Annotated in this window: 14 protein-coding genes and 1 pseudogene; 5 read left to right on the top strand and 10 right to left on the bottom strand. The window is 61.5% G+C overall.

Annotation, left to right across the window (positions count from 1 at the left end):
- Positions 1 to 137 precede the first annotated feature (137 nt).
- From AC1DJB_RS12595 to AC1DJB_RS12560, 8 genes are all read right to left on the bottom strand, one after another.
- Positions 138 to 812 carry an SDR family NAD(P)-dependent oxidoreductase gene (locus tag AC1DJB_RS12595; protein ID WP_476910362.1) on the bottom strand — a complete coding sequence of 225 codons (675 nt, stop codon included), beginning with the start codon at positions 810 to 812 and terminating at the stop codon, positions 138 to 140.
- A complete protein-coding gene (locus tag AC1DJB_RS12590) occupies positions 809 to 1,846 on the bottom strand; it encodes a zinc-dependent alcohol dehydrogenase (RefSeq protein ID WP_476910361.1) in 1,038 nt (345 codons plus the stop codon). Before AC1DJB_RS12590 ends, AC1DJB_RS12595 begins: the two co-directional genes overlap by 4 nt.
- Complete coding sequence (locus tag AC1DJB_RS12585) at positions 1,846 to 2,703, bottom strand: fumarylacetoacetate hydrolase family protein (RefSeq protein WP_476910360.1); 858 nt, start codon at positions 2,701 to 2,703, stop codon at positions 1,846 to 1,848. Before AC1DJB_RS12585 ends, AC1DJB_RS12590 begins: the two co-directional genes overlap by 1 nt.
- Positions 2,648 to 3,613, bottom strand: a complete 966-nt coding sequence (locus AC1DJB_RS12580) for an SMP-30/gluconolactonase/LRE family protein (protein WP_476910359.1) — start codon at positions 3,611 to 3,613, stop codon at positions 2,648 to 2,650. The genes AC1DJB_RS12585 and AC1DJB_RS12580 overlap by 56 nt, the downstream gene beginning before the upstream one ends.
- Entirely contained in the window at positions 3,610 to 6,486 is a 2,877-nt protein-coding gene (locus AC1DJB_RS12575; protein ID WP_476910358.1) for an FAD-binding and (Fe-S)-binding domain-containing protein, read from the bottom strand. The genes AC1DJB_RS12580 and AC1DJB_RS12575 overlap by 4 nt, the downstream gene beginning before the upstream one ends.
- Positions 6,473 to 8,206, bottom strand: a complete 1,734-nt coding sequence (locus AC1DJB_RS12570; protein WP_476910357.1) for an IlvD/Edd family dehydratase — start codon at positions 8,204 to 8,206, stop codon at positions 6,473 to 6,475. Before AC1DJB_RS12570 ends, AC1DJB_RS12575 begins: the two co-directional genes overlap by 14 nt.
- Positions 8,207 to 8,238: 32 nt before the next feature.
- Positions 8,239 to 9,267 (bottom strand): family 43 glycosylhydrolase, encoded by a 1,029-nt coding sequence (locus tag AC1DJB_RS12565; RefSeq protein WP_476910356.1) that lies wholly within the window; start codon positions 9,265 to 9,267, stop codon positions 8,239 to 8,241.
- A gap of 207 nt (positions 9,268 to 9,474) precedes the next feature.
- Positions 9,475 to 11,886 carry a glycoside hydrolase family 3 N-terminal domain-containing protein gene (locus AC1DJB_RS12560; RefSeq protein ID WP_476910355.1) on the bottom strand — a complete coding sequence of 804 codons (2,412 nt, stop codon included), beginning with the start codon at positions 11,884 to 11,886 and terminating at the stop codon, positions 9,475 to 9,477.
- Positions 11,887 to 12,485: 599 nt separating this feature from the next.
- On the opposite strand from AC1DJB_RS12560, the gene AC1DJB_RS12555 reads away from it, so the two are divergent.
- On the top strand, positions 12,486 to 13,538 hold the full coding sequence (locus tag AC1DJB_RS12555) for a LacI family DNA-binding transcriptional regulator (protein WP_476910354.1): 1,053 nt from the start codon (positions 12,486 to 12,488) through the stop codon (positions 13,536 to 13,538).
- Positions 13,539 to 13,723: 185 nt separating this feature from the next.
- On the opposite strand, the gene AC1DJB_RS12550 is transcribed toward AC1DJB_RS12555, so the two are convergent.
- Complete coding sequence (locus tag AC1DJB_RS12550; protein WP_476910391.1) at positions 13,724 to 14,581, bottom strand: LacI family DNA-binding transcriptional regulator; 858 nt, start codon at positions 14,579 to 14,581, stop codon at positions 13,724 to 13,726.
- Between the two features lie 60 nt (positions 14,582 to 14,641).
- Positions 14,642 to 14,809 (bottom strand): annotated as a pseudogene (locus tag AC1DJB_RS12545) (LacI family DNA-binding transcriptional regulator); the annotation flags it as partial.
- A gap of 370 nt (positions 14,810 to 15,179) precedes the next feature.
- On the opposite strand from AC1DJB_RS12545, the gene AC1DJB_RS12540 reads away from it, so the two are divergent.
- The 4 genes from AC1DJB_RS12540 (at position 15,180) to AC1DJB_RS12525 (ending at position 20,973) form a co-directional block, all read left to right on the top strand.
- Positions 15,180 to 16,046, top strand: a complete 867-nt coding sequence (locus AC1DJB_RS12540) for a carbohydrate ABC transporter permease (RefSeq protein ID WP_476910353.1) — start codon at positions 15,180 to 15,182, stop codon at positions 16,044 to 16,046.
- The gene (locus AC1DJB_RS12535; protein WP_476910352.1) at positions 16,043 to 16,867 is read left to right on the top strand and encodes a carbohydrate ABC transporter permease; all 825 of its coding nucleotides are present in this window, start codon (positions 16,043 to 16,045) and stop codon (positions 16,865 to 16,867) included. The genes AC1DJB_RS12540 and AC1DJB_RS12535 overlap by 4 nt, the downstream gene beginning before the upstream one ends.
- Before the next feature lie 76 nt (positions 16,868 to 16,943).
- Positions 16,944 to 18,209 (top strand): ABC transporter substrate-binding protein, encoded by a 1,266-nt coding sequence (locus AC1DJB_RS12530; protein WP_476910351.1) that lies wholly within the window; start codon positions 16,944 to 16,946, stop codon positions 18,207 to 18,209.
- 82 nt (positions 18,210 to 18,291) lie between these two features.
- Positions 18,292 to 20,973 carry an alpha-L-rhamnosidase gene (locus AC1DJB_RS12525; protein WP_476910350.1) on the top strand — a complete coding sequence of 894 codons (2,682 nt, stop codon included), beginning with the start codon at positions 18,292 to 18,294 and terminating at the stop codon, positions 20,971 to 20,973.
- Positions 20,974 to 21,169 lie beyond the last annotated feature (196 nt).

Genomic DNA, 21,169 nt, shown 5'->3' with positions numbered 1-21,169 from the left:
CGTTCAGCGGATTGCCCCGGACCGGTGAACTTCGCCGTCGTCCGGGGCACCAACCAACATGTAATTGCGAAGAAGCTCCGTGTGAAAAGGTTCTGCCCTAGGGGCGCCTGAACCGCCGGGTCCACCGCGTAGTTCGCTCAGTAAGTGGCACGTCCGCCGCTGATGTCGTAAACGGCACCCGTGGAGAAGCTGACCTTTTCCGATGAGAGCCAGGCGACAAGTTCGGCTACTTCCTCCGCTTTGCCCACTCGTTTCATGGGGATGAGGCTGGTGATGTGGGCGAGCACGTCTGGTGATGTGTTGTCGTTCATTGGCGTTGCGATCACGGCCGGTGCGATTGCGTTGACCAGCACGCCGGTCGTGGCGAGCTCTTTACCGGATGATTTGGTGAGCGCAATGACGGCCGCTTTTGATGCTGAGTAGATGGAGAGATTGGGATTTCCGTCTTTGCCGGCCATGCTGGCAAAGTTGACGACGCGTCCCCACCCACGTTCGACCATTCCGGGCACGAATGCGCGCATGGTGGCAACGACGCCGAGGACGTTGACGTCGAAGACGGTTCGCCAGTCCGTGGAGGTTGTCTCGACAAGGGGAAGGCCAGGGCCGACAATGCCAGCGGAGTTTATAAGGATGTCGACAGAGCCAATTTCGCTGGCTGCCTGAGCGAAGCCGTTCTCATCGGTAATGTCGACGACGATGTCTACGTCACCGGCGATGTCGAGGGTGATCACGCGGATGCCGTCCGCTCGGAGCCGATCTGCAACTGCGGCGCCAAGGCCTCTGGCGCCACCGGTGACTAGTGCTGTTTTCATGGTTTCTCCTGGTTAAGTCGAGGGTCGACGTGGACTTTCGGGCCGAGGCCGGCATTCTTGCCTCGATGTCCCTCGAGCCGGTTTGGGACATCTTCGAGCGCTATCACTTCGCTGACTATGGCGTCGGGGACTACGGATCCACTCGCAAAACCTGCAATTGCTCCGGACAGGCCGGGGGATGCCGAAAGAATGCCGACTGCTGTGATGTCCTTCAGTGCGATCTCGCGGGTGTCGACGTGGCTGGGGCTTGAGGACAGGCCGATATAGACCGCTCGTCCGGCTGGCTTCGTGAGACGAACGGTGAGAGCCGGCATTTCAGCGTTACTCGTCGCCTCGATGGCAGCGTCGAATTCGTCGGAGCGGCCGTCGGTGAGCTCGTCGAGTTGCCATGTGTGCTGTACGCCCAGTGAACGGGCAAGGGCCAGTGATTCTTCGCGTACGCCGCCGACGTGGACTTCGACGCCGTCCGCGAGTGCGAATAGCGCGGCGAGGAGCCCGATCGTGCCGGAGCCCAGGACGAGGAGTTTTTGCCCTGGAAGCAGATTTGCGGCGCGCACGGCGCGGAGGGAGTTGCCCGCGGGCTCGACGAGGGCGGCGGAGGTGAGACTGACGTTCTCCGGGATTTCGTAAGCAAACTTGGTGGGGACGAGCATGCGTTCGGCAAGCGCCCCATCCCAACCGTCGCGAACCCCTACTTCGAAGCGGTTGGGGCAGACGTGGTGGTGCCCCGAGTGGCAGTATTCGCAGTGCCCGCAACCGAGCATGGTGTCTCCTGTGACCCGTTTGCCGATCCAGCTCTCATCTTCTGGTGAGCCTGCTGCAACAACTCGGCCGGTCCACTCGTGGCCGAGCCGCAAGGGAAAGTTGGTGAAGCCCTGGTCGATGTAGGCCATCTCACCCGTGTAGAGCTCGACGTCGGTGCCACATATGCCGACGCGTTCGACGTCGACGAGCAGCTGGCCGGGTGCGGCGACGGGGTCGGGAACGTCCTGCACGTGGGCCTGGCGGGGCCCGGTGACGATAAGTGCGCGCATCAGTTGCCGATCACTTGCTGCGTCTGGCTTCCCAGCTGGGTGATGCCGAGGGTCATGGTTTCGCCGCCGTGCAGGAAAACCTGCGGTGACATGCCCATGCCGACGCCGGGCGGTGTTCCGGTGTTGATGAGGTCGCCGGGCTCGAGTGCCAGGAACTGGCTCAGGTAGTGGACGATGAAGGCCGGGCTGAAGATCATGGTCGAGGTCGAGCCGGTCTGCCGTCGCACGCCGTCGATGTCGAGCCACATGTCCAGGTTGAGGACGTCATCGATCTCGTCGGGTGTCACGAGGTAGGGCCCTGCGGGGTTGAAGGTGGGCGCAGATTTGCCTTTGGACCACTGGCCGTTTCGTTCCAGCTGCCACCCCCGCTCACTGACGTCGTTGACCAGGACGTAACCGGCGATGGCGGCCGCGGCTTCTGTTTCATCCGCGAGGTAGGAGGCGCGCTGTCCGATGACGATGCCGAGCTCGACTTCCCAGTCGGTTTTCTCGGAGTTGCGCGGGATCAGCACGTCGTCGTTGGGGCCGATGAGGGTGTTGGGCGATTTCGTGAAGAGGATGGGCTCAGTCGGTACGGCCTGGCCGGTCTCTGCGGCGTGGTCGCTGTAGTTCAGGCCGATGCAGAGAATCTGATGGGGCCGGGCGATGGGTGCACCAAGGCGGCGTCCACCGATCGTTTCACTCCGCCCGTCTGCGATTCGGGAAGCGACAATGTCGGGAAGGGTTGCGATCGCGCCTGATGCGAAGAACGCCTCGTTGAAGTCGCTGACAATGTCTGAGAGGTCGATGAAGGTCTTTTCGTCAATCAGTGCGCCGGGGGTCTCGGAGCCGGCGGCTCCGACTCGTATGAGTCTCATGTGTTTTCTTTCTCCATTGGGGGGTGGTTGTGCTGCCTGTCCACCGGTGTGGTGGCAGGCCTGAAACTCCGAAGTCGGCGAGGAAGATGGCTCCCGCCTGGTCGGTGAGGGTGTCGAGCCCTTCCTGGGCGGTAGTGATAGCCAGGGTGTCGAGGTTCGGTCCGATGAATCCCGGGCATGAGGCCTGTGCGGCGTCGACTTCCACGATTGCAAGGAGTTCGCCGGTTGGTGCGTGCCGCCGAACACTCGATCCGCCCCACTGTGCGACCCAGAGCGCGCCTTCAGCGTCTACGGTGAGTCCGTCCGGGTATACGGGCAGGCCGTCGAGGACAGTGACCCAGGGTTCTTCCGGGTTGAGCGGGGCCGGGCCGTAGGAGTGCCGTGAAACCGTGCCAGCGAAGGTGTCAACGTGGTAGATCGTGGCGCCGTCGGGCGAGAACGCGACACCGTTGGAAAGGCCGATGCCTTCGCGCAACGTCTCAACGTGCCCGTCCGGCCACACGCGAAGCAGGACCTCTTCGTCGGTGCGCTCGGTGAGCGAGAGGGTGCCGACGACGAAGGCGCCGTGGGGATCGACTGTGCCGTCGTTGAACCGCACGTCGGTCCGCTCGCCGAGCAGGTCGGGTCCGAGGGATATGTCGCCTGTTGGTGAAACCGTCGCGAGGCCACGGGCGGCGGCGATCAGGAGTCCGCCGTCTTCCGCGAGTGCGACCGCTCCCGCGGTTTGCCTGATGGTGATTTCGTCGATGTCGGTGATACGTCCGCTATCAAGTGCGCCGGAGAGTATGCGGCCCTTCCAGATGTCCACCCACCTCACTCGGCTGGCGCGGTCGTCCCAGAGCACGCCTTCGGCAAGGTTGTATTCAGCGGGCGTCGCGGCCGTCGCGGCCAGGCGGGGAATCTCACTCATGGTCTTCCTTCGCATGATCGCGGATCTGCGGCCCGGTCGAGTATCTCGAGAACGTGGACGTACTGCTGGCCGGTGGCCCTTGTCATGCCGATCTCGCACGTGCGGTTGCACGAGACGTAGGCATCGAATTCGCCGGAGACGATCTCGTCTGACTCGCGCTTGGTGGCGCTGGCTGTGAGCTCTGGATGCAGCATGCCGCGGTCACCGGCGAAGGCGCAACATCCCCAACTGTCCGGGACTGTCACTTCGGAGGCCACGGCGGCGGCAAGCTTCGCGAGGTTTTTGTTGGAACCGGCCCGGGTGCTCGAGCACGTCGGATGCACGGCGACGCTGTTGACCATAGTGCTGATGTCGAGGCGGGGCAGGATGCGCTCGGCGGCGAAATCGACGGCGTCGATGATGCGCATAGCCCGGAAGTCCGGATTGTTGTCGACCGCCTTTTCGAGTGCAAGGACCAGGCCCTCTGAGCATGAGGAGTTGTCGCATACGATGGGGAGCCGGCCGTGGTCCGAGGCCTCCCATAAGGCGGCAGCGGTGCGTTCAACCATGCTGTGGTATCCGCTGAGGATTCCTTTGGACTTCCAGGGGGTGCCGCAGCACAGGCCGCCGATCCCATCCGGCCGTACGAGTCCGATACCGGCCTTGGCGGCGAGGGATTCGAAGGCGGCTGCGACACCCTCGCCTCCTTCGGCCGGGCCGAACATGGTTCCCACACAGGCCTGGAAGTAGACGGCGTCCACTTTTGTATCCGCCCCTGACCGGCGTCTGCTGCCGCCTTTTGGCAGGTCTTTGGACCACAGCGGTAGCGTGTCTGCGCCGAGCAGTGCCCTGGCGGCCGAGTTCGGACCGGTAATGAGTGGAGCGGGCACAGCAGATGCGATCGTGAGGGCGGCGGAGGCTGCCTGGGTCACCGGTTTCCACGCCTTGCCCGCGGCGGTCCATACAGCAGCCTCAACTGCGCCGACCTTTTCGGACCGGAGACGCCGCACCAGGTCCCCTGTATTGATGAGCACCGGACACGCCGTCTGGCACATGCCGTCGACGGCGCATGTGTCGACGACTTCGTATCCCTGCACGCGGCGCAGCTCGGTGACGAGGGCTGTGTCGCCGCGCAGTTCCGCCTCGGCGATCGCTCGTTGAACGACGATGCGTTGGCGGGGTGTGGTCGTGAGGTCCTTGCTGGGGCAGACCGGCTCGCAGTAGCCGCATTCGACACACCGGTCGACTTCGGCTTCGACGGTGGGTGTGGACTTGAGGTCTTTGAGGTGCAGGTCGGGGTCGGTGGTGAGGACGGCGTCCGGGTTCAGGATGCCTGCCGGGTCGAATGCCTTCTTGATCTCCAGCATGATGCCGTAGAGCACGGGACCATACTGTCGGGCGACGAACGGTGCCATGATGCGCCCTGTCCCGTGTTCGGCTTTGAGGGTGCCGCCGGCGCCAAGCACGAGCTCGACCATGTCTTCGGTGAACGCCGCATACCGGGCGAGATTGGACTCTTCATCGAAGTTTTCGTTGATGAGGAAGTGCACGTTGCCGTCTTTGGCGTGCCCAAAGATGACGGCGTCGTCATAGCCGTGAATTTTGAACAGGCGGGTGAGGCCCGCGCAAGTTTCGGAGAGCGTCGCAACCGGCACCGCGATGTCCTCAAGAAGAGCCGTCGTGCCCGAAGGGCGTGAGCCGGCAATTGTTGCGTAAAGTCCCTTGCGGATGCGCCAGAGCGAGGCGCGGGCCATCTCGTTCTGGGACAAGACAGGCGCAGCAGCAAGCGGCAGGCGGGCGAAGAGTGCCTCTGCCCGGTGGCTTAGCTCCGCGAGTTCAGGTGCGGTCGCGGCCTGATACTCCACGAGCAGCGCGCAGTGGTTGACGGGCTCGAACTGGGGGAGCGCAGCGCGGGACGCTGGATCAATGCGGGCCGCGCGCAACGATGCCGCGTCCATGAGCTCAATAGTTGCCGGTCCGGTGGAGATGATGTCCACGAGCGCGTCTGTAGCGGCGCGCAGGGTGTCGAATACCAGCAGGGTCGTGGCCCCGAACTTGTGCAGCGGCACGGTGTTGAAGGAGGCTTCTGCGACAAAGCCAAGCGTGCCCTCGCTGCCAACCATGAGGTGGGCGAGGATCTGCACGGCCGTGTCGTGGTCGACGAGCGAGTTGAGACCGTAACCCATGGTGTTTTTGATGCTGTACTGACGTGCAATCTCAGCGCCGAGCTCCGCGTCGGCGAGGACCTGCTCCCGCAGTGCCATAAGCGAGTGCCAGAGCTCAGGTTCTGTGGCGCAAAGCATGTCGTCAGCGTCTTCGGCGCTGGTGTCGATAATGCTGCCGCTCGGTAGGACGATGACCGCCGACCGCAAGGTCTGGTAGGTGTTCTGGCGGGTTCCGCAGGCCATGCCAGAGGAGTTGTTGGCTACGACGCCGCCGATGGTGCAGGCGATCTCGCTGGCAGGGTCGGGCCCGAGTTTGCGGCCGTGGCGCAAAAGTCTGGCATTGACCTGGCGGACCGTCGCGCCGGGACCCACCCGGGCGATAAGCCCGTCATTTTCGATGGTGATGGAGCGGAAGAATTTGCGGGTGTCGACGAGGATGTTGCCGGTTGAAGCTTGCCCTGACAGGCTTGTGCCACCGGACCGGAACGTCAGAGCTTCACCGCTGCCCGTCGCGTAGGCGAACAGTGACGCGACCTCCTCGGGGCTCTTCGGGGTTACGACTGCACGCGGAGTCAGCAGGTAGTGGGAGGCGTCGACGGCGGCAATGACCCGGTCGAAGGGGCTTGTTGTGACGGCTCCCCCACGGGGGAGGGCCTTGCTAAGGGCGGTGCCCAGCCCGGTCTCCGGGCCAGTGAGAGCGGAACGGGAGGCTAAGTTAGTGGCTTTCACGGCCCACCGCTACCCCGCTGGAGCCCACCAGGAAATCCAGGTCGGCGCCCTGGTCTGCCTGCATGACGTGATCGACGTACAGTTTCGCCCAGCCGCGTGCGGGTGCGGCGTAGCCGGCCTCACTGGCCGGGCTCTGAGTGCGGGCGTGCAGCTCCTCATCAGAGACATTCATGGTGAGAGTGCGGTTTTCGACATCGAGGGTGATGATGTCCCCTGTGCGGACGAACGCAAGCGGCCCGCCGGCCGCGGCTTCGGGGGCGACGTGCAGGATGACGGTGCCGTACGCGGTGCCACTCATCCGGGCATCGCTGATGCGGACCATGTCGCGAACGCCCTGTTCCAGGAGTTTGCGGGGGAGCGGCATGTTGCCCACTTCGGGGAACCCGGGGTAGCCGCGGGGTCCGCATCCACGCAGGACGAGAACGGAGTCGGCTGTGACGTCCAAGTCCGGGTCGTCGATGCGTGCGCGCATGTCTTCGATGCTGTCGAAGACAACGGCAGGGCCGGTGTGCTGCAGGAGTTCGGCCGTCGCGGCCGCGGGTTTGATGATGGCTCCGCGTGGGGCGAGATTGCCGCGCAGTACCGCTATGCCCGCATCCTCCATCAGCGGGGCCTCACGCGGGTAGATGACGGTTTCGTCGTGGACCGGCTGGTCAACGAGATACTCGACGAGCGGGGTACCGGTGACGGTGATGGGTGCCGGATGCAGGAGATCCTTGATCTGGGACAGAAGGGCGAGTACGCCGCCGGCGCGGTACAGGTCATCCATGAGAAACGCGCCGGAGGGCTGCAGGTTTGCCATAACGGGCACCCCAGCGCCGGCGGCATCGAAGTCTTCGAGGGTCAGGTCGATCCCGAGGCGCCCGGCGATTGCGAGCAGGTGCACGACGGAGTTGGTTGATCCGCCCACGGCGGCGACAGCGATGATTGCGTTGAGGAATGCTTCCCTTGTCATGACGTCGCTGGGCCGGCGGCCCTGTGCCACCATGTCAACGATAAGCCGGCCGGTGTCGTGAGACATCGAGAGCAGGCGGGCGTCCGGCGCCGGGATTCCCGCGAACCCGGGAATTGTCATCCCGAGTGCTTCGGCGACCACCGCCATGGTCGAGGCGGTTCCCATCGTGTTGCAGTGGCCCTTGCTACGGATCATGGACTGCTCTGACTGGATGAACTGGCTGTCAGTGATGTTCCCCGCCCTGGCCTCCTCACTCAATCGCCAGACGTCCGTGCCGCAACCCAGAGCCTTGCCACGAAAGTGGCCGGTCAGCATCGGTCCCCCGGGCACGACGACCGCGGGAAGATTAACCGACGCCGCGGCCATCAGCAGAGCCGGGATGGTCTTGTCGCATCCGCCCAGCAGCACGAGCCCGTCAATGGGATTGGCGCGGAACATTTCCTCCATCGCCATGGCGGCCATATTCCGCCAGAGCATGGCAGTGGGCTTGACCTGGGTTTCGCCGAGGGAGACGACAGGAAGGTTGAGTGGGACGCCGCCTGCGGCCCACACGCCCTGCTTGACCGAGTCGGCGACCTCGTTGAGGTGCATATTGCAGGGAGTGAGGTCCGAGGCGGTGTTCGCGATGGCAATCTGCGGTTTGGTGGAATCGAAGGCACCTTCCGGAAGGCCGCGGCGCATCCACGCACGGTGGATGTACGCGTTCCGGTCCATACCGGTATACCAGTCGGCGCTTCTTAGCTGCTTCAGGAGATTCTTTTCCATTTTATTCTTGTCCCTGGGGTTCGCTGATGGGGCTACGGCCGCCATGCGTCCTGCCAATCGATGACCGGCATGCCGTTATCGAAACGGATCTCCAGCCAAACGTGACGGGCCTGCGAGGTGTCCGGGGCGCTTGCCTGAATGAAGGCATCGAGTTCAGCATCACGGTCGCCGCCAGTGAACTGTGCCTCGGTCGCCCGCCAACCACGACGGATCATGTCATCCGGGACATCGGGAAGCCATCGATCGGCAATTGCTATGTGGCGTCCGTCTTCAAGAGTGAGCACCGATGAGATTTGGGAGTGAAAGGACGTTCCGGTCGCATCGTTGCGGTGCGGGTCCCCGAGCACGGTCCATGGGCCGTGGAACTCGTCCGCGACTGCAACCTCCGAACGGTTGGGAAAATACCAGCTCGTGCCTGACGTGATCAGGTAATGACGACCCTCGTGACGAAAGTATGCCGGTGCTTCTCGAACCAGCGGCGGGTGTGGATGGGGAAAATGCGTGGAGTACGTACCCGTGACGTCAGTCAGGTCCTCGTTAAGATCGGCACAAATGAGATCAGAATGGACGCGCTCGAAATAGTAGTAGCCGCGGCCTGTCTCGGGGTCGACCACGATGTCAAAGTCGCCGGCGCTCATGCCCAGAGGTTCGAAACCGGACCGCGCCAACCGGTAAGGCCCTTCGAACCGATCGGCTTCGTAGACCCAGGAGCGCTGCACGCCGTCATCATGCATAACTTTTAGCCAGCAAATGAACTTTCCGGTGGAGGGGTGACGCAAGATGTGCGGCCGGTCCATCATCGTCGTCGGGTACAGAGGTGATTCAGGATCATCCGGTTCTGCCGGCAGAATGGCGCCGAGGTCTGTCCAGGTCAAAAGGTCTTGTGATCGGTAGGCCCGGATCCCGCTATGCCACCTGCCGGTAGCCGGTGACGACTGGGACTTGTCTTCTCCGTACCAGAAGTATTCGCCGTCTAAGGCAAGGACAGAGCCACCGTGGATGTGGATTCGTTTTCCTTCAGCGTCGTTCATAATCTCACCGGGGCGAATCAGGTCAGTCATGGAATTCTCTCTTTTCCGGCTGCAATGCAGCGCTTTGTGTTGATACACGACAGTTGATTGGTGCCGTCTGCCGCTCTCGGGCTCGACACGTTCGTGCACAGTCGTTGTTTCCCGGCAGGGCAGCGGTCCCGCAGGCTGGTGGCTGGTTACGGCGATCAGGGAGCTAGGGGATGCCTTCCCTGGTCCGACTGCCAGCTTGGGCTGGTATCATTCGGCGTAGAAGCCGCGCGTTTTTCCGTCGACCAGTGCATCTGATACGACCGACACTGTGTCGGTTAGCCGCAGGTCGTTGGACGAGCTTCCTACCATGATGTCCACTTCCCCAGCTTCCACCCGCCACCGCATTTCGGCGTCGAGGAACGCCAGTTGGCTGATGTCGAGATGAAACTCGACCTCTTCCGACTGCCCCGGGAGCAGATCGAGCCGGCGGAAGCCCGCAAGCTCAAGAACTGGGCGCGAAACGGAAGCGAACCTGTCACTGACATAGAGTTGGACAATTTCGGTCCCTTGCCGCGTGCCGGTATTCGTGACCCTGAGGGAAATGACAAGCGTCTCGTCGGCTGCTATCTGATGTCCCGAGAGGACCAGGTCCGAGTACTCGAATGTCGTGTAGGACAGGCCGTGGCCGAAGAAGTACCGGGGCGTGTGAGGTGCGTCGACGTAGTCTGGAAAACCTATGCTTTCACCTTGGTGCCAGGCTGACCCGTGGGGGTGGTTGTAGTAGACCGGTACCTGACCGGCATTGCGTGCGATGCTGACGGGAAGCCGGCCGCTGGGATCGTGGACGCCGGTGAGAACGTCGACGATTGCTTCGGCGCCGCCCTCGGCTGGACTCCATGCCTCCAGGAGCGCGTTTAAGTGTGTGTCCGCAGCGTCACTGGACACCGGTCGGCCATCCAAGTGAACGCCTATCACCGGCTTGCCCGTTTGGGCGAGTTTGAGGATGAGGTTTTCCTGGCATGACGGGAGATTGATGTTTGTGGCATCTATGCCCTCGCCTGTGGATGCGATGGAAGCGGTGCCGTGCTTGCCGCCCAAGGTCACGAGCACGACGTCGGCGTTCTCGGCCAGGGCGATGGCCTCGTCGTGTCCGGAGTAGTCGTCCCCGGCAATTGGGTAGCCGTGCGCCCAGTTCACCTCAGTTTCAGGCATCCGGAGGCGAAGTTCTTCGAGGAGGCTGCGGATGCCGGGCTGCTGCTGTTGAAGCAGTTCCTCGAATGCCGGACCGTCGGATGCCTCAATCGTGGTGCCAGGAACGGTGTTCGTGACGGTCTGAAGAGCGTCGCTGCGGGTGGCGAGACCTGCCATCGAGGAGTTTGCTGCAAGTTTTCCCTCTGCCATGGAGTAGTGCGTGTAGCCGCCGAAAAAGTACCTCGCGGTCGCTGCATGGCAGCCGATGATAGCGACTTTGCGCAGGTTCCTCTGCAACGGGAGGATGCCGTCGTTGTGCAGCAGGACCAGCGATTCCCGGGCCGACGAAGCAGCCACCGTCCGGTCGCTGGAGAGCCGGAACGAAGTGTCCCGATCAGCAGGGTCCGGAGCGAACGGATGCTCGAACAGCCCCATGCGAAACTTGGTGGTCAGCATCTGGTGTACCGCCCGGTCAAGGAGCGCAACATCGGCACGGCCCTCAGCGAACCAATTGCGAAGTTCAGGGCCAAAACCCTGCGGCACGTGAAGCTCTACATCCATTCCCGCGCCCAAGGCGGCGATGCCGGCGTGCGCTGGGGAGGGTGCGACGCGCTGAACGGTGTTGAGGTTCCCCACGGCCCCATAGTCGGAGACGATGAGGCCTTTGAAGCCCATTTGTTCCCGCAGCAACCCAGTGAGCAGCCGCACGGAGGCCGAGACAGGCTCACCCGCCACGGAGTTGTAGGAAGGCATCACTCCTAGCAACCCGGCGAGGGTGATGGCGGCCTGGAACGGTTTACCGTACGTCTCAACCAGCAGACGGTCAGGGACGTTGCAATGGGCTCCGTGGATACCGCCTTCGGTATGGTGCGATCCAATGAAGTGCTTGGCAACTGCCTCTGTGCGCCGGCCGAATTTGTCTTCAGTCTGGAGCCCACGTGTGTAGGCGACGCCGAGGGCAGCGGCAAGAGTGGGGTCTTCACCGTACGTTTCACCCTGCCGCCCCATCCGCGGATCCCGGGACACGTCAAGGACCGGAGCCAGCGTGTGGGTGATGCCAACCGCCCGTTCCTGCCGACCCACGACGTGACCTACCTCGCGCTCGAGGTCTACGTCCCAGCTAGCCGCGCGTCCTAGGCCGGAGGGGAAGCTCGTTGCTCCGGGAAGGTATGCTCCGCAGAGCCCCTCCATGTGGAAAATCGCGGGGATTGCATGCCCAGAACCTTCCATGGCTTCCATTTGCACTCCGTGCTGGAAGGCGGTGACCTCATCCAGTGTGAGGGCGGACCGTGCTTCGAGGCACGAGACCTCCCCGATCCCGTTCGGAAAACGCTCCCTGAAGTCGGAAGTCTGCGTGATGTCGGTAGGGAAGTAGCAGGAAACCTGGGCCATCTTCTCATCGAGGCTCAGCTCTCTGATAAGGAGGCTGGCCCGTTCCTCAGAAGCCAGTCGCTCGTCCATCCATGGGTTCATCGTGCGGGCGCTCATGGGTAATCCCCGTTCTACGAGTCGTTGACCCGGCCGAGGTAGCTGCTCGTACCGGACAGCGGGAAAGACCGCCGCGCCGGACGACAGGGCGCCGGACTTCGAAAAACGTCGCACCATAGTGGCGTGCAACGTTCTACGCCACCTTAGCCTGTATGGTGCCGTGGCGGCAAGAGGCGTCCGCTGGGGACCGGCGGGCGAAAGGCGCGGTTCCTTTCGGGGGAGCAGCTCTCGGGCTGATCGCAAAAGTATTGGCCCCATATCGTGCTACCCGTAACCTCACTGAAACGTTCCATGGAGAACGTTCTTAGCGCCGACGTAGACGGGTAGCACCTTTAGATTCGGAGGACAGGCGAACTTCGAAAAGCCTGGCACCTACCTGGTCGCATTTCGCCTGTCCTCCGAACGTAAGGTGACTCCACCGCCCGGTTCGAACTTGCACAAGACCTGGACAGGGTAAAGGAGTCGTCACACCCGCTGGCTGAACCGCACGGAATTTACCGCAATCACGAGGGCCGCCGCGAACCGGTGGCCCTCTTGATTCCGCGAGACCGACAGGCGTTATGCAGGCGTATCCTTGGACCGGAATGAAAAGGGGAAGGATGAGCGGGAGGAGTAAGGGCGCGGACGGACGCCGTATTACCATCGTCGATGTCGCCAGGCACGCAGGAGTTTCCACTGCGTCCGCCTCCAAAGTGCTTCGCAACGCATATGGCGCCAGCGAGTCGATGCGGGCCAGAGTACAAGCCTCCATCGACGAGCTGGGCTACCGGCCGTACGGTCCTGCCCGCGGTATGCGCGGGCGAACATTCACCATAGGTGTTGTCCTCTCCGACCTGGATAACCCATTTTTCAGTCTTATTATCGAGGGCCTTTCACGCGCGGTCCGTTCTCGCTCCTACGAACTCTTCGTATCGCCTTGCGGCTACAAAGGTTCCCCGCAACAGTTGGGTATTGAGGCGTTGATTGACCACCAAGTGGACGGTCTCGTGCTCGTTGCACCGCTGGTAACCGCCGCCCAGCTCGAAGTCATTGCGGCTCGGATCCCGCTCTTGGTTGTGGGTAATCACAGCTGCAGCCAGGCCTTTGACAGCGTTGCCGCAGACGACGAGCGCGGGGCACAACTTGCTGTGGACCATCTCGTGATGCTGAAACACCGGCGGATCGCCTACGTCATGCATCCAGGGGGTCGGGACGACGAGACGAGGCCCGAGTCGCACCGTTTGACCGGCTTCAAGCGCGCAATGCTAAGGCATGGGCTGGGCGGCAGCTCGATGGTCCTGCACGCTCCGTGGAACCTGGAAGGCGGCCGGGAGACGGCCCGTCAAATTGATGGCCTGGTGTCCCCGCCGACGGCGGTCTTTGCCGGAGCAGACATTGTTGCGCTGGGAATGATCAATGAATTGTGGGACCGCGGCTTATCTGTCCCCGAAACTTATTCACTGGTTGGCTACGACAACTCCCGGTCAGCTTCCCTAGGTCCCGTCTCGCTGACCTCGGTTGATCAATCTGGTGTGGAGATGGGCGAAAGAGCCGGGCAACTGCTGATCGAGCGTATTGAAGGTAGATTCCGGGCGTGCCATGACATGTTCGCCCCTCGATTGGTGGAACGAAACTCCACGGCTGCGCCAGCTCAATTTGGCAGTATAGGCTGACACCCACGAGGGGCCCTCAAATGAGCATAAAGGGTTGGGTTCCGAGTGTTTTTCGCTGCTCATGACGGTTCCCTCAAGGGTCTAGACTCCGCCTTTGACCCTGCTGGAGGCAGCACTGAACCGCTCCTCAAGAAGGGCATCCAACCTGCAGGGGGAAACAGGAGCCGGCGCTTCCCCGGTGGGCCCTACTGCTGATGAAGTGAATGGCTTCTGCGGCCGCTGTTTTGGTCCTCACTGGCCACCGGTCCACTCGTGTGCCGCGTAACCAGATGAGGTGCCAGCACATAATGCGCCGGTTGAGTACGCCCTTCGATGCGCTCCAAAAGAAGCCGGGCACTGTTCGCCCCGGTAAGCTGACCCGACTGGTCGACCGTTGTCAGTGCAACTCTCCCGATCGCTGAGACGTAAATGTTGTCGTACCCCACGACCGTGAGGTCCTCGGGAACTCTAAGCCCATGTTCTTCAGCAGCACGCAATACACCGAGAGCGGCTATGTCTGCTCCAGCGAAGATTGCTGTGGGGCGGTCCATGGCCGAAAACGCCTGCAGGGCCGCCTCATAACCGCCCGCCTCAGAGTATGAGGTGTCAATAACGTCCGGTGTCAGCCCGTGCCGCAACATCGCCTGTTCGTAGCCGTAACGTCGAGCTGTATGCGAAAGCACGAAAGGTTCCAGGCCGCCCGAAGGCATGCTTGTGTGCACAATGCGTTTGTGACCTAGTTCGACAAGGTGATCGACCATCAGTCGGGCGCCTTGGTACTCATCGTCGACGACGGTATCAAATGCGGTGGCCGTGCCATGGCGGGCCACGACCACGGTCGGAATCTTGGCGCCCAATTCCTCCAGCCATTCTGCTTCCATCCACGGCGCCACTACGATCAACCCGTCCACTTGTCGATCCATCAGCGCCTCGATACTGCGCTTCTGGCGTTCGGGAGGGATGCCACCGACTATAACGACCTCTTGATAGGGCGTCGTCTGCAGCGCCTCTGTAATCCCCAGAACAACTTCCGGCTGGAACGGGGATTCCATCTGAACGATCATCACGCCTATCGTGTATGACTTTCCACGCATAGCACGGGCTCCGGCATGCGGACGGTATCCGAGCTTCTCGATGGCCGCGGTTACACGTTCGCGCATCTGGGGGCTTACCCCTGATGCGCCCCTGATTACTTTGGAGACAGCGGAGAAGGACACACCTGCTTCGCTGGCAACATCCTGAAGTGTGGCCCTGCGCGGTTTGTCGCTGGTGATGGTATGTCTGGGTGTCACCGCCGAGCCCTTCTCATTAGTTCTTCACTAAGAGGCAAGTGTACCCACAGCGGGCAACGTTGCACCAGAAAGTCGGTCCGCACAAGAAGGCGTGTCGCTGAACTTTTCGTTGGCGGTTAGGGTCGCGTGCTGGCCGTGGGCGAGATACGCGCATGCCGGGAGGAACTTTAAGTGGGGGAGGCTTGTGCTGTGAGCCGTTTCACGTATATCGTTGCACGCAGCAACCCGCCGTATAACGTTGCACTTATCCGTTCGCAGCGAATTAATTGGTCAAAGGAGTCCGATGTCCCTTCCCAGTACATCGACCGGCATCGCCTCCGAGCCGGTGCCGACGAGAGAAGAACCCCGCCCTCGAAGGCGAAGAAGCGCCATGTCCGTTGGTGGCAGTCTGTGGTGGCTTGTCCTGCCCGGCGCGCTTGTGTTCGCATACGTCGTTCTCCTGCCTACTGTGCAGGGCGGCTACTATGCGTTCACCAATTGGAACCTTTTGACACGCAACCCGAAGTTTATAGGCTGGGACAATTTCGTCGACAACTTCCGCGGTGACGCCGGGCCGGCCGCTCTTCGCACACTGTTCATTGCGCTCGTGGTTGTTGTCGCCCAGAACGCGCTGGGCCTTCTGCTCGCTCTATTGTTGAATGGCCGAATTATCGGCCGGGGTGTGCTCCGTACGATTATTTTTGCGCCGATGGTCATATCGGCACTCGTGGTCGGGTACCTGTTTAAGTACATTTTTGGAGCCCCCGATCAGGGCGCGGTCAACACGGCGCTGAAAGCATTCGGCTTTCCGCAGGTCGATTTTCTCGGCAACCCGACATGGGCCCTGTGGATTATCGTCATAGCTATCATCTGGCAGTTTACCGGCTCTTCCATGGTCATCTACCTGGCCGGACTTCAGGGCGTTCCCGCCGAGCTCGAGGAAGCAGCATCCCTCGACGGTGCGGGCTACTGGCAACGATTTTGGTACGTCGTCCGGCCACTACTGGCTCCCGCCATCACTATTAACCTCATGCTGGGTCTCATCGGAGGGCTGAAGATTTTCGATCAGATTTTTGCTATTACCGGTGGCGGCCCGGGAGGCCAGACCGAGACCATCACCACCCAGCTCTACGTTCTGTTTTCCAAATTCGGCTACTACGGCCGTGCTGCCGCGCTCGCTCTTGTCCTGGCCGTCGCCATCGGAATCCTCTCTTACATCCAGTTCCGCGTTCTGCGCCGTCAGGAGCTTAACTCATGAAATCCCCACTGGCTCTCCGGGTGGGTGGGAATGTTCTTGCCTATGGGGCAACCATCGTTTTCCTGATCCCGGTGTACATCCTTTTCAACCTGGCGATACGGCCTATCGGGGACCTCACCCCGGCTATCGTCCCCAGCGCAAACCCCACATTCGACCATTTCATCACGGCCTGGACAGCATCAAGGCTTCCAGGATCGATCATCACCAGCGTGGTTGTAACCGCCCTTAGCTGCCTTGTGGTGCTCGTCTTGGCGACGATGGCTGCTTACCCGTTGGCAAGGTCGACAGCGCGGCTGTCGACTGCGACTTTTTACCTGTTTATGATCGGTCTTTTGCTTCCTTTCCAGCTGGCACTATTGCCCCTTTACTTCCAAATGCGCGATCTGCATCTTTTGGGGACCGTATGGTCGCTGGTTATCGTTTATACCGGGGTGCAGATGCCCTTCTCAGTCTTCCTGATTACGACTTTCCTCCGCGCGAGCATTCCCCTTGATTTTGAGGAAGCGGCCCGCATCGATGGTTGCAGTAATCTTCAGGCGTTTTGGCATGTTGTGGTGCCTCTCCTACGGCCGGCGCTGGGTACGTGCGTCATTCTCAATGGCGTAGGAATCTGGAACGACTTTTTCACGCCCCTCATCTACCTCTCCGGCAGCAAGCAGATAACTGTACCCATGGCCTTGTACCAGTTCGTAGGACAGTACGTGAGCAATTGGCCCGTCATCTTCGCGTCGCTGATCATTTCCATAACGCCAATCCTTGCGCTGTACCTGATTTTCCAGCGCTACGTGATCCAGGGCTTTGCGGGCGGCCTGAAGGGCTGATCCTGCCGCACACAAGTGTCCGTCCTCGGACGGCAAATGCACTACATCCCCAACTACAGAGATAGGACCAAGATCGATGAAGATCAAGCATCGAGCCGTTGCGATAGGCGCCGTCGGCGCCATGGCTCTCGGGCTTGCCGCGTGCAGCGGCGGCGGAGAAAGCGCCCCTTCAGGGAGCGCGGGTGAAATCACCGGCACAGTCACGGGTATTTTCGACTCACAGTACAAGGGTGCCCTGGACCCGATCATTGCAGACTTCGAGAAAAAGTACCCAGGCGTCCAGGTTCAGATTGACTACCAAGGCGGTGACCTGGGCCAAGTTGTCCTCACCCAGCTGCAGGCCGGAACCGCACCTGACGTCTTGCTCGCTTTCCCTGGCGGGAAGCCCAACGATATTTCCTCCAACGTGGTGCCGCTTGCGAAATCCGGACTGATCGCGCCCTTCGAGGCCGACTGGAGCAGCAAGATTCCTGACATCTGGAAGTCGGATGTCTCGTACGAGGACAAGCTGTATGCCTTCCCCGGAGCGTTGCAGCCGCTCTCGGCCATTTACAACCAGACTGCGCTTGACAAGCACGGTCTGAAGGCACCCACAACGCTCGATGAGGTCTACAAGCTGTGCACCGATGCAAAGGCCAAGGGGGTCTATGCGTACGCTCAAGGTCTCGGTGACACCGCTGGCCCTCAGATGCTTTCCTTCGGTCAAGCCGCGTCCCTGGTCTACGGTGCAGACCCGAAGTGGGATGAAGGCCTCGCGAGCGGTAAGTCGACCTACCCCGGGTCTGGTTGGCAAACCCAGCTCGAAATTTACAAGAAGATGTCCGACCAAGGCTGCTTTGGCGAGGGCGCCTTGGGCCGCACCCGCCAGCAGGGGGCTGATGCTGTTGCACAGGGACAGGCTCTCGGCATTGTCGACGTAGGCGCCGTCCTCACCGGCATTCAGGCCGCAGCGCCCAACGATAAATTTGTTGTTGCACCGATCCCAGCGACCAACGAAAGCGCTTCGGTTACGGCATTGCCGGGTTACGTCCTGGCCTTGAATGCCCAGGCGAAGAATCCTTCTGCAGCCGCGGCCTTCCTAAAGTTCGCCGGTAGCCCGGAAGAGGCAACAAAGTACGCAAAGGGGTTCAATTCGGTGCCCGTCGTACCCAACGACGGCTTCACACCCTCGCCACAGCTATCCGAGTTCAACAAACTGGTGCAGTCAGGAAAGACCGCCCGCATAGCGACCCTGCAGCCCGAAGTTCAAACCACCCTTAACACTGGAATCCAATCGATGCTGCTCGGCAAAGAAACACCCGAGAGCATCGCGCAAAAGCTGCAAAACGCCTACAAGAAGTAGCCCGAATCGCTCCGGGGCGTCGTCACACGACGCCCCGGAGTTGCGCTGCTATCTGCTTTATCAACCGTTCCCTAGGAGTACCATGCCACCCATCGTCACTGCTGCACCAGGACGGCCTAAATTTGACCATCGTATGTTGGCTTTGGGTGTCCCCTCACCCTCCCCTCGCGTTAGTTGGGCTGCAGCGCCACACGCAATCGGATATGAAGTGGAGTCGACAGCAGCAGAGGGCGACGTTTGGACGGTACGGGTAGCTAAAGAGTCCTATCTCGGTACCGACTGGGTAGGACCGGCACTCCAATCCAGAACCAGGCGTACTCTCCGGGTCCGAGCAATTCTGGAATCTGGATACTCCGCTTGGTCAAAGCCAGCCGAAGTGGAAGCCGCACTGCTCGAAGCGAAAGATTGGACTGCATCCTTCGTCGAGGCACCCAGAACTCAAGCTGGGCGACCAGTCTTTCGGCACCGCTTTCAAAGTCCTGGTCATCTTGATAGTGCACGGCTGTACATCTCCTTCCACGGAATCGGCGTCACGCGGATCAATGGTGAAAGGGTGGGAGAAGACGTCCTCGCGCCAGGGTGGCAGCATTATCCCTCGCGATTGGCTGTGTGTGTCTACGACGTCGCCGAGCACCTGAGCCAGGGGGAGAACCTGATAGAAGTTGAACTTGGCGATGGCTGGTGGTCCGGCCACCTCGGGTTCAACGGTTTGCAGGGCATTTACGGTGACAAGCTTGGACTGATTGCTCAGCTCGAGATCAGAAGAGGGACTCAGTTGGAGACCGTGCTGGCCACTGACAAGGAATGGGTGTGGACGCCAGGGCCGACTCTCGCTGCGGACTTGTACAACGGCGAAACGTTCGATGCGCGGCAGGTCCTGCGACGCGACTCTGACAACAGCGATGAAGGGCGCTGGTTTCCCGTCAAAGTGGTTTCCGGCAAGGACGCCCACATGCCGCTCCGGTCCATTGATGCCCCCGCCGTCCGCAAGGTCGAAGAATTGTCACCGCGGCAGATCTTCCTGTCACCAAATGGCAGATTGCTCGTCGACTTTGGCCAGAACCTGGTCGGCTGGGTACGTCTGACGGCCGAAGGCCCCGCAGGTACGGAGATCATCATTCGACATGCGGAGGTCCTGGAGCACGGGGAGCTCGGCGCCAGGCCCCTCCGCGCAGCGGAAGCAACTGACCGGTGGTTGCTCGCCGGAAACGGCAGGGAAACCTGGGAACCATCCTTCACCTATCATGGCTTCCGCTATGCGGAGATCAGCGGCCTACCGTCCGGCCGCCTGCAGCCCGAAGACATCCGCGCTATTGTCGTTAGCTCTGATCTTGAGCGTGCGGGCTGGTTTGACTGTGACCATGGGGGGCTGAAGCGGTTGCATGAGAACGTCGTTTGGAGCATGCGGGGAAATTTCGTGTCAATTCCCACCGATTGTCCCCAACGGGACGAGCGGCTCGGCTGGACGGGCGACATAGCTGTCTTTGCCCCCACGGCCTCCTATCTATTTGACAGCACCGCGTTCCTCAGTTCCTGGTATGAGGACCTCGTGGCCGAGCAGCAGGAGGATGGGCTCATCCCGTACTTTGTACCTTCGCTGCCCTTCCCGCGAGAACTCGCGGACAACCCGGTCTTCAACCACACTCATACAGCGGTCTGGGGTGATGCGGCCACGCTCGTGCCCTTCGCCCTGTATAACGCAACGGGTGATGTCCATATCCTTCGCCGAGCATTTCCCACAATGAAACGGTGGGTGGACGGCGTCGCCGCCCTGGCCGGTCCTGCCAAAGTCTGGGATCAAGGATTCCAGTACGGGGATTGGCTCGATCCGACCGCCCCCCCGGAGGAGCCCGCCCATGGCGCGACAGACCCGGCGCTTGTGGCGACGGCGTACTTCGCGCACTCGGCCAGGCTCGCCGCACGCGCTGCCGAACTGATCGGCTCAGAAGAGGAACGTGAGCGGCTCCAAGCGCTGCACGAGGAGATTCTCGCAGCGTTCAGGCAGCGGTTCGTGACAGGATCCGGTCGCTTGACCAGCGACTCACAGACTGCGTACGCAATTGCAATCCAGCTGGATCTCTTGGATGGGAAACCTTTCCGCGACGCCGCGGCCGCCCGACTGGTCGAGCTCGTCCGAGAAGGCGGACACAAAATCGGCACCGGGTTCGTCGGAACCCCGCTCATTCTCGATGCACTCACTTCGGCCGGTGCGCTGGAAGACGCTTACAAGCTGCTGATGCAGACTGAGCTCCCATCATGGCTGTACGCCGTCGAGATGGGGGCGACCACTATCTGGGAACGGTGGGACAGTATGCTCCCTGATGGTTCCATAAACCCTGGCGGGATGACGTCTTTCAACCACTATGCCTTGGGAGCTGTGGCCTCCTGGCTGCACTCGACGGTGGGCGGTCTGTCGGCGCTGACCCCCGGATGGACACGACTCCGTGTGGCGCCCCGGCCACATCCTGCTATCTCACAGGCCTCCACAGCGCACATCACGCCAGCGGGCCGCGCAGCGGTGTCGTGGAACGTTGAAGCAGGCGTCATGACACTGAAGGTCACGGTTCCGCCCGGTACATGTGCTGACATTGACCTCGAAGGGTACCCCCTTCAAGAGCTTCCAGCCGGTGACCATGTCATTCAGAGGCCATGGCCAGCGACGCAGGCTAAGGACACCACGGGACGTCCGCCCCGAGAGATACCCCTAAGCCCTTCGGCGTCCCGAAAAGGGAACGGCGCCGTTGCCCTTCTCAGGCAGATTTAGCTCTCGGCATCTTTCCGGAGCCTGACTGACTCCCCTCTGGACGGGAACTCTGGCGCTCCAAGTCTCCATCGTCGTCACTTCCACTGGCGCGACTGCCTGGTACGCCGAGCCGCACCTTCGAGGTAGCCGGAAGTTGCGCCCCTTGGCAGCTCAACATGACCTCTTCACCACCGCAACAGGCATCGATCAAAGGCGC

The sequence above is a fragment of the Arthrobacter sp. 01T428 genome, assembly GCF_056398685.1.
Note: the sequence above shows the minus strand (reverse complement) of the source record. Positions and strands in the feature narration are given on the sequence as shown.

What these genes read in the sequence shown, in the direction of transcription:
- AC1DJB_RS12595 (WP_476910362.1), bottom strand. Translation starts at nt 812, where the DNA reads ATGAAAACAGCACTAGTCACCGGTGGCGCCAGAGGCCTTGGCGCCGCA.
- AC1DJB_RS12590 (WP_476910361.1), bottom strand. Translation starts at nt 1,846, where the DNA reads ATGCGCGCACTTATCGTCACCGGGCCCCGCCAGGCCCACGTGCAGGAC.
- AC1DJB_RS12585 (WP_476910360.1), bottom strand. Translation starts at nt 2,703, where the DNA reads ATGAGACTCATACGAGTCGGAGCCGCCGGCTCCGAGACCCCCGGCGCA.
- AC1DJB_RS12580 (WP_476910359.1), bottom strand. Translation starts at nt 3,613, where the DNA reads ATGAGTGAGATTCCCCGCCTGGCCGCGACGGCCGCGACGCCCGCTGAA.
- AC1DJB_RS12570 (WP_476910357.1), bottom strand. Translation starts at nt 8,206, where the DNA reads ATGGAAAAGAATCTCCTGAAGCAGCTAAGAAGCGCCGACTGGTATACC.
- AC1DJB_RS12565 (WP_476910356.1), bottom strand. Translation starts at nt 9,267, where the DNA reads ATGACTGACCTGATTCGCCCCGGTGAGATTATGAACGACGCTGAAGGA.
- AC1DJB_RS12560 (WP_476910355.1), bottom strand. Translation starts at nt 11,886, where the DNA reads ATGAGCGCCCGCACGATGAACCCATGGATGGACGAGCGACTGGCTTCT.
- AC1DJB_RS12555 (WP_476910354.1), top strand. Translation starts at nt 12,486, where the DNA reads ATGAGCGGGAGGAGTAAGGGCGCGGACGGACGCCGTATTACCATCGTC.
- AC1DJB_RS12550 (WP_476910391.1), bottom strand. Translation starts at nt 14,581, where the DNA reads ATGATCGTTCAGATGGAATCCCCGTTCCAGCCGGAAGTTGTTCTGGGG.
- AC1DJB_RS12540 (WP_476910353.1), top strand. Translation starts at nt 15,180, where the DNA reads ATGTCCGTTGGTGGCAGTCTGTGGTGGCTTGTCCTGCCCGGCGCGCTT.
- AC1DJB_RS12535 (WP_476910352.1), top strand. Translation starts at nt 16,043, where the DNA reads ATGAAATCCCCACTGGCTCTCCGGGTGGGTGGGAATGTTCTTGCCTAT.
- AC1DJB_RS12530 (WP_476910351.1), top strand. Translation starts at nt 16,944, where the DNA reads ATGAAGATCAAGCATCGAGCCGTTGCGATAGGCGCCGTCGGCGCCATG.
- AC1DJB_RS12525 (WP_476910350.1), top strand. Translation starts at nt 18,292, where the DNA reads ATGCCACCCATCGTCACTGCTGCACCAGGACGGCCTAAATTTGACCAT.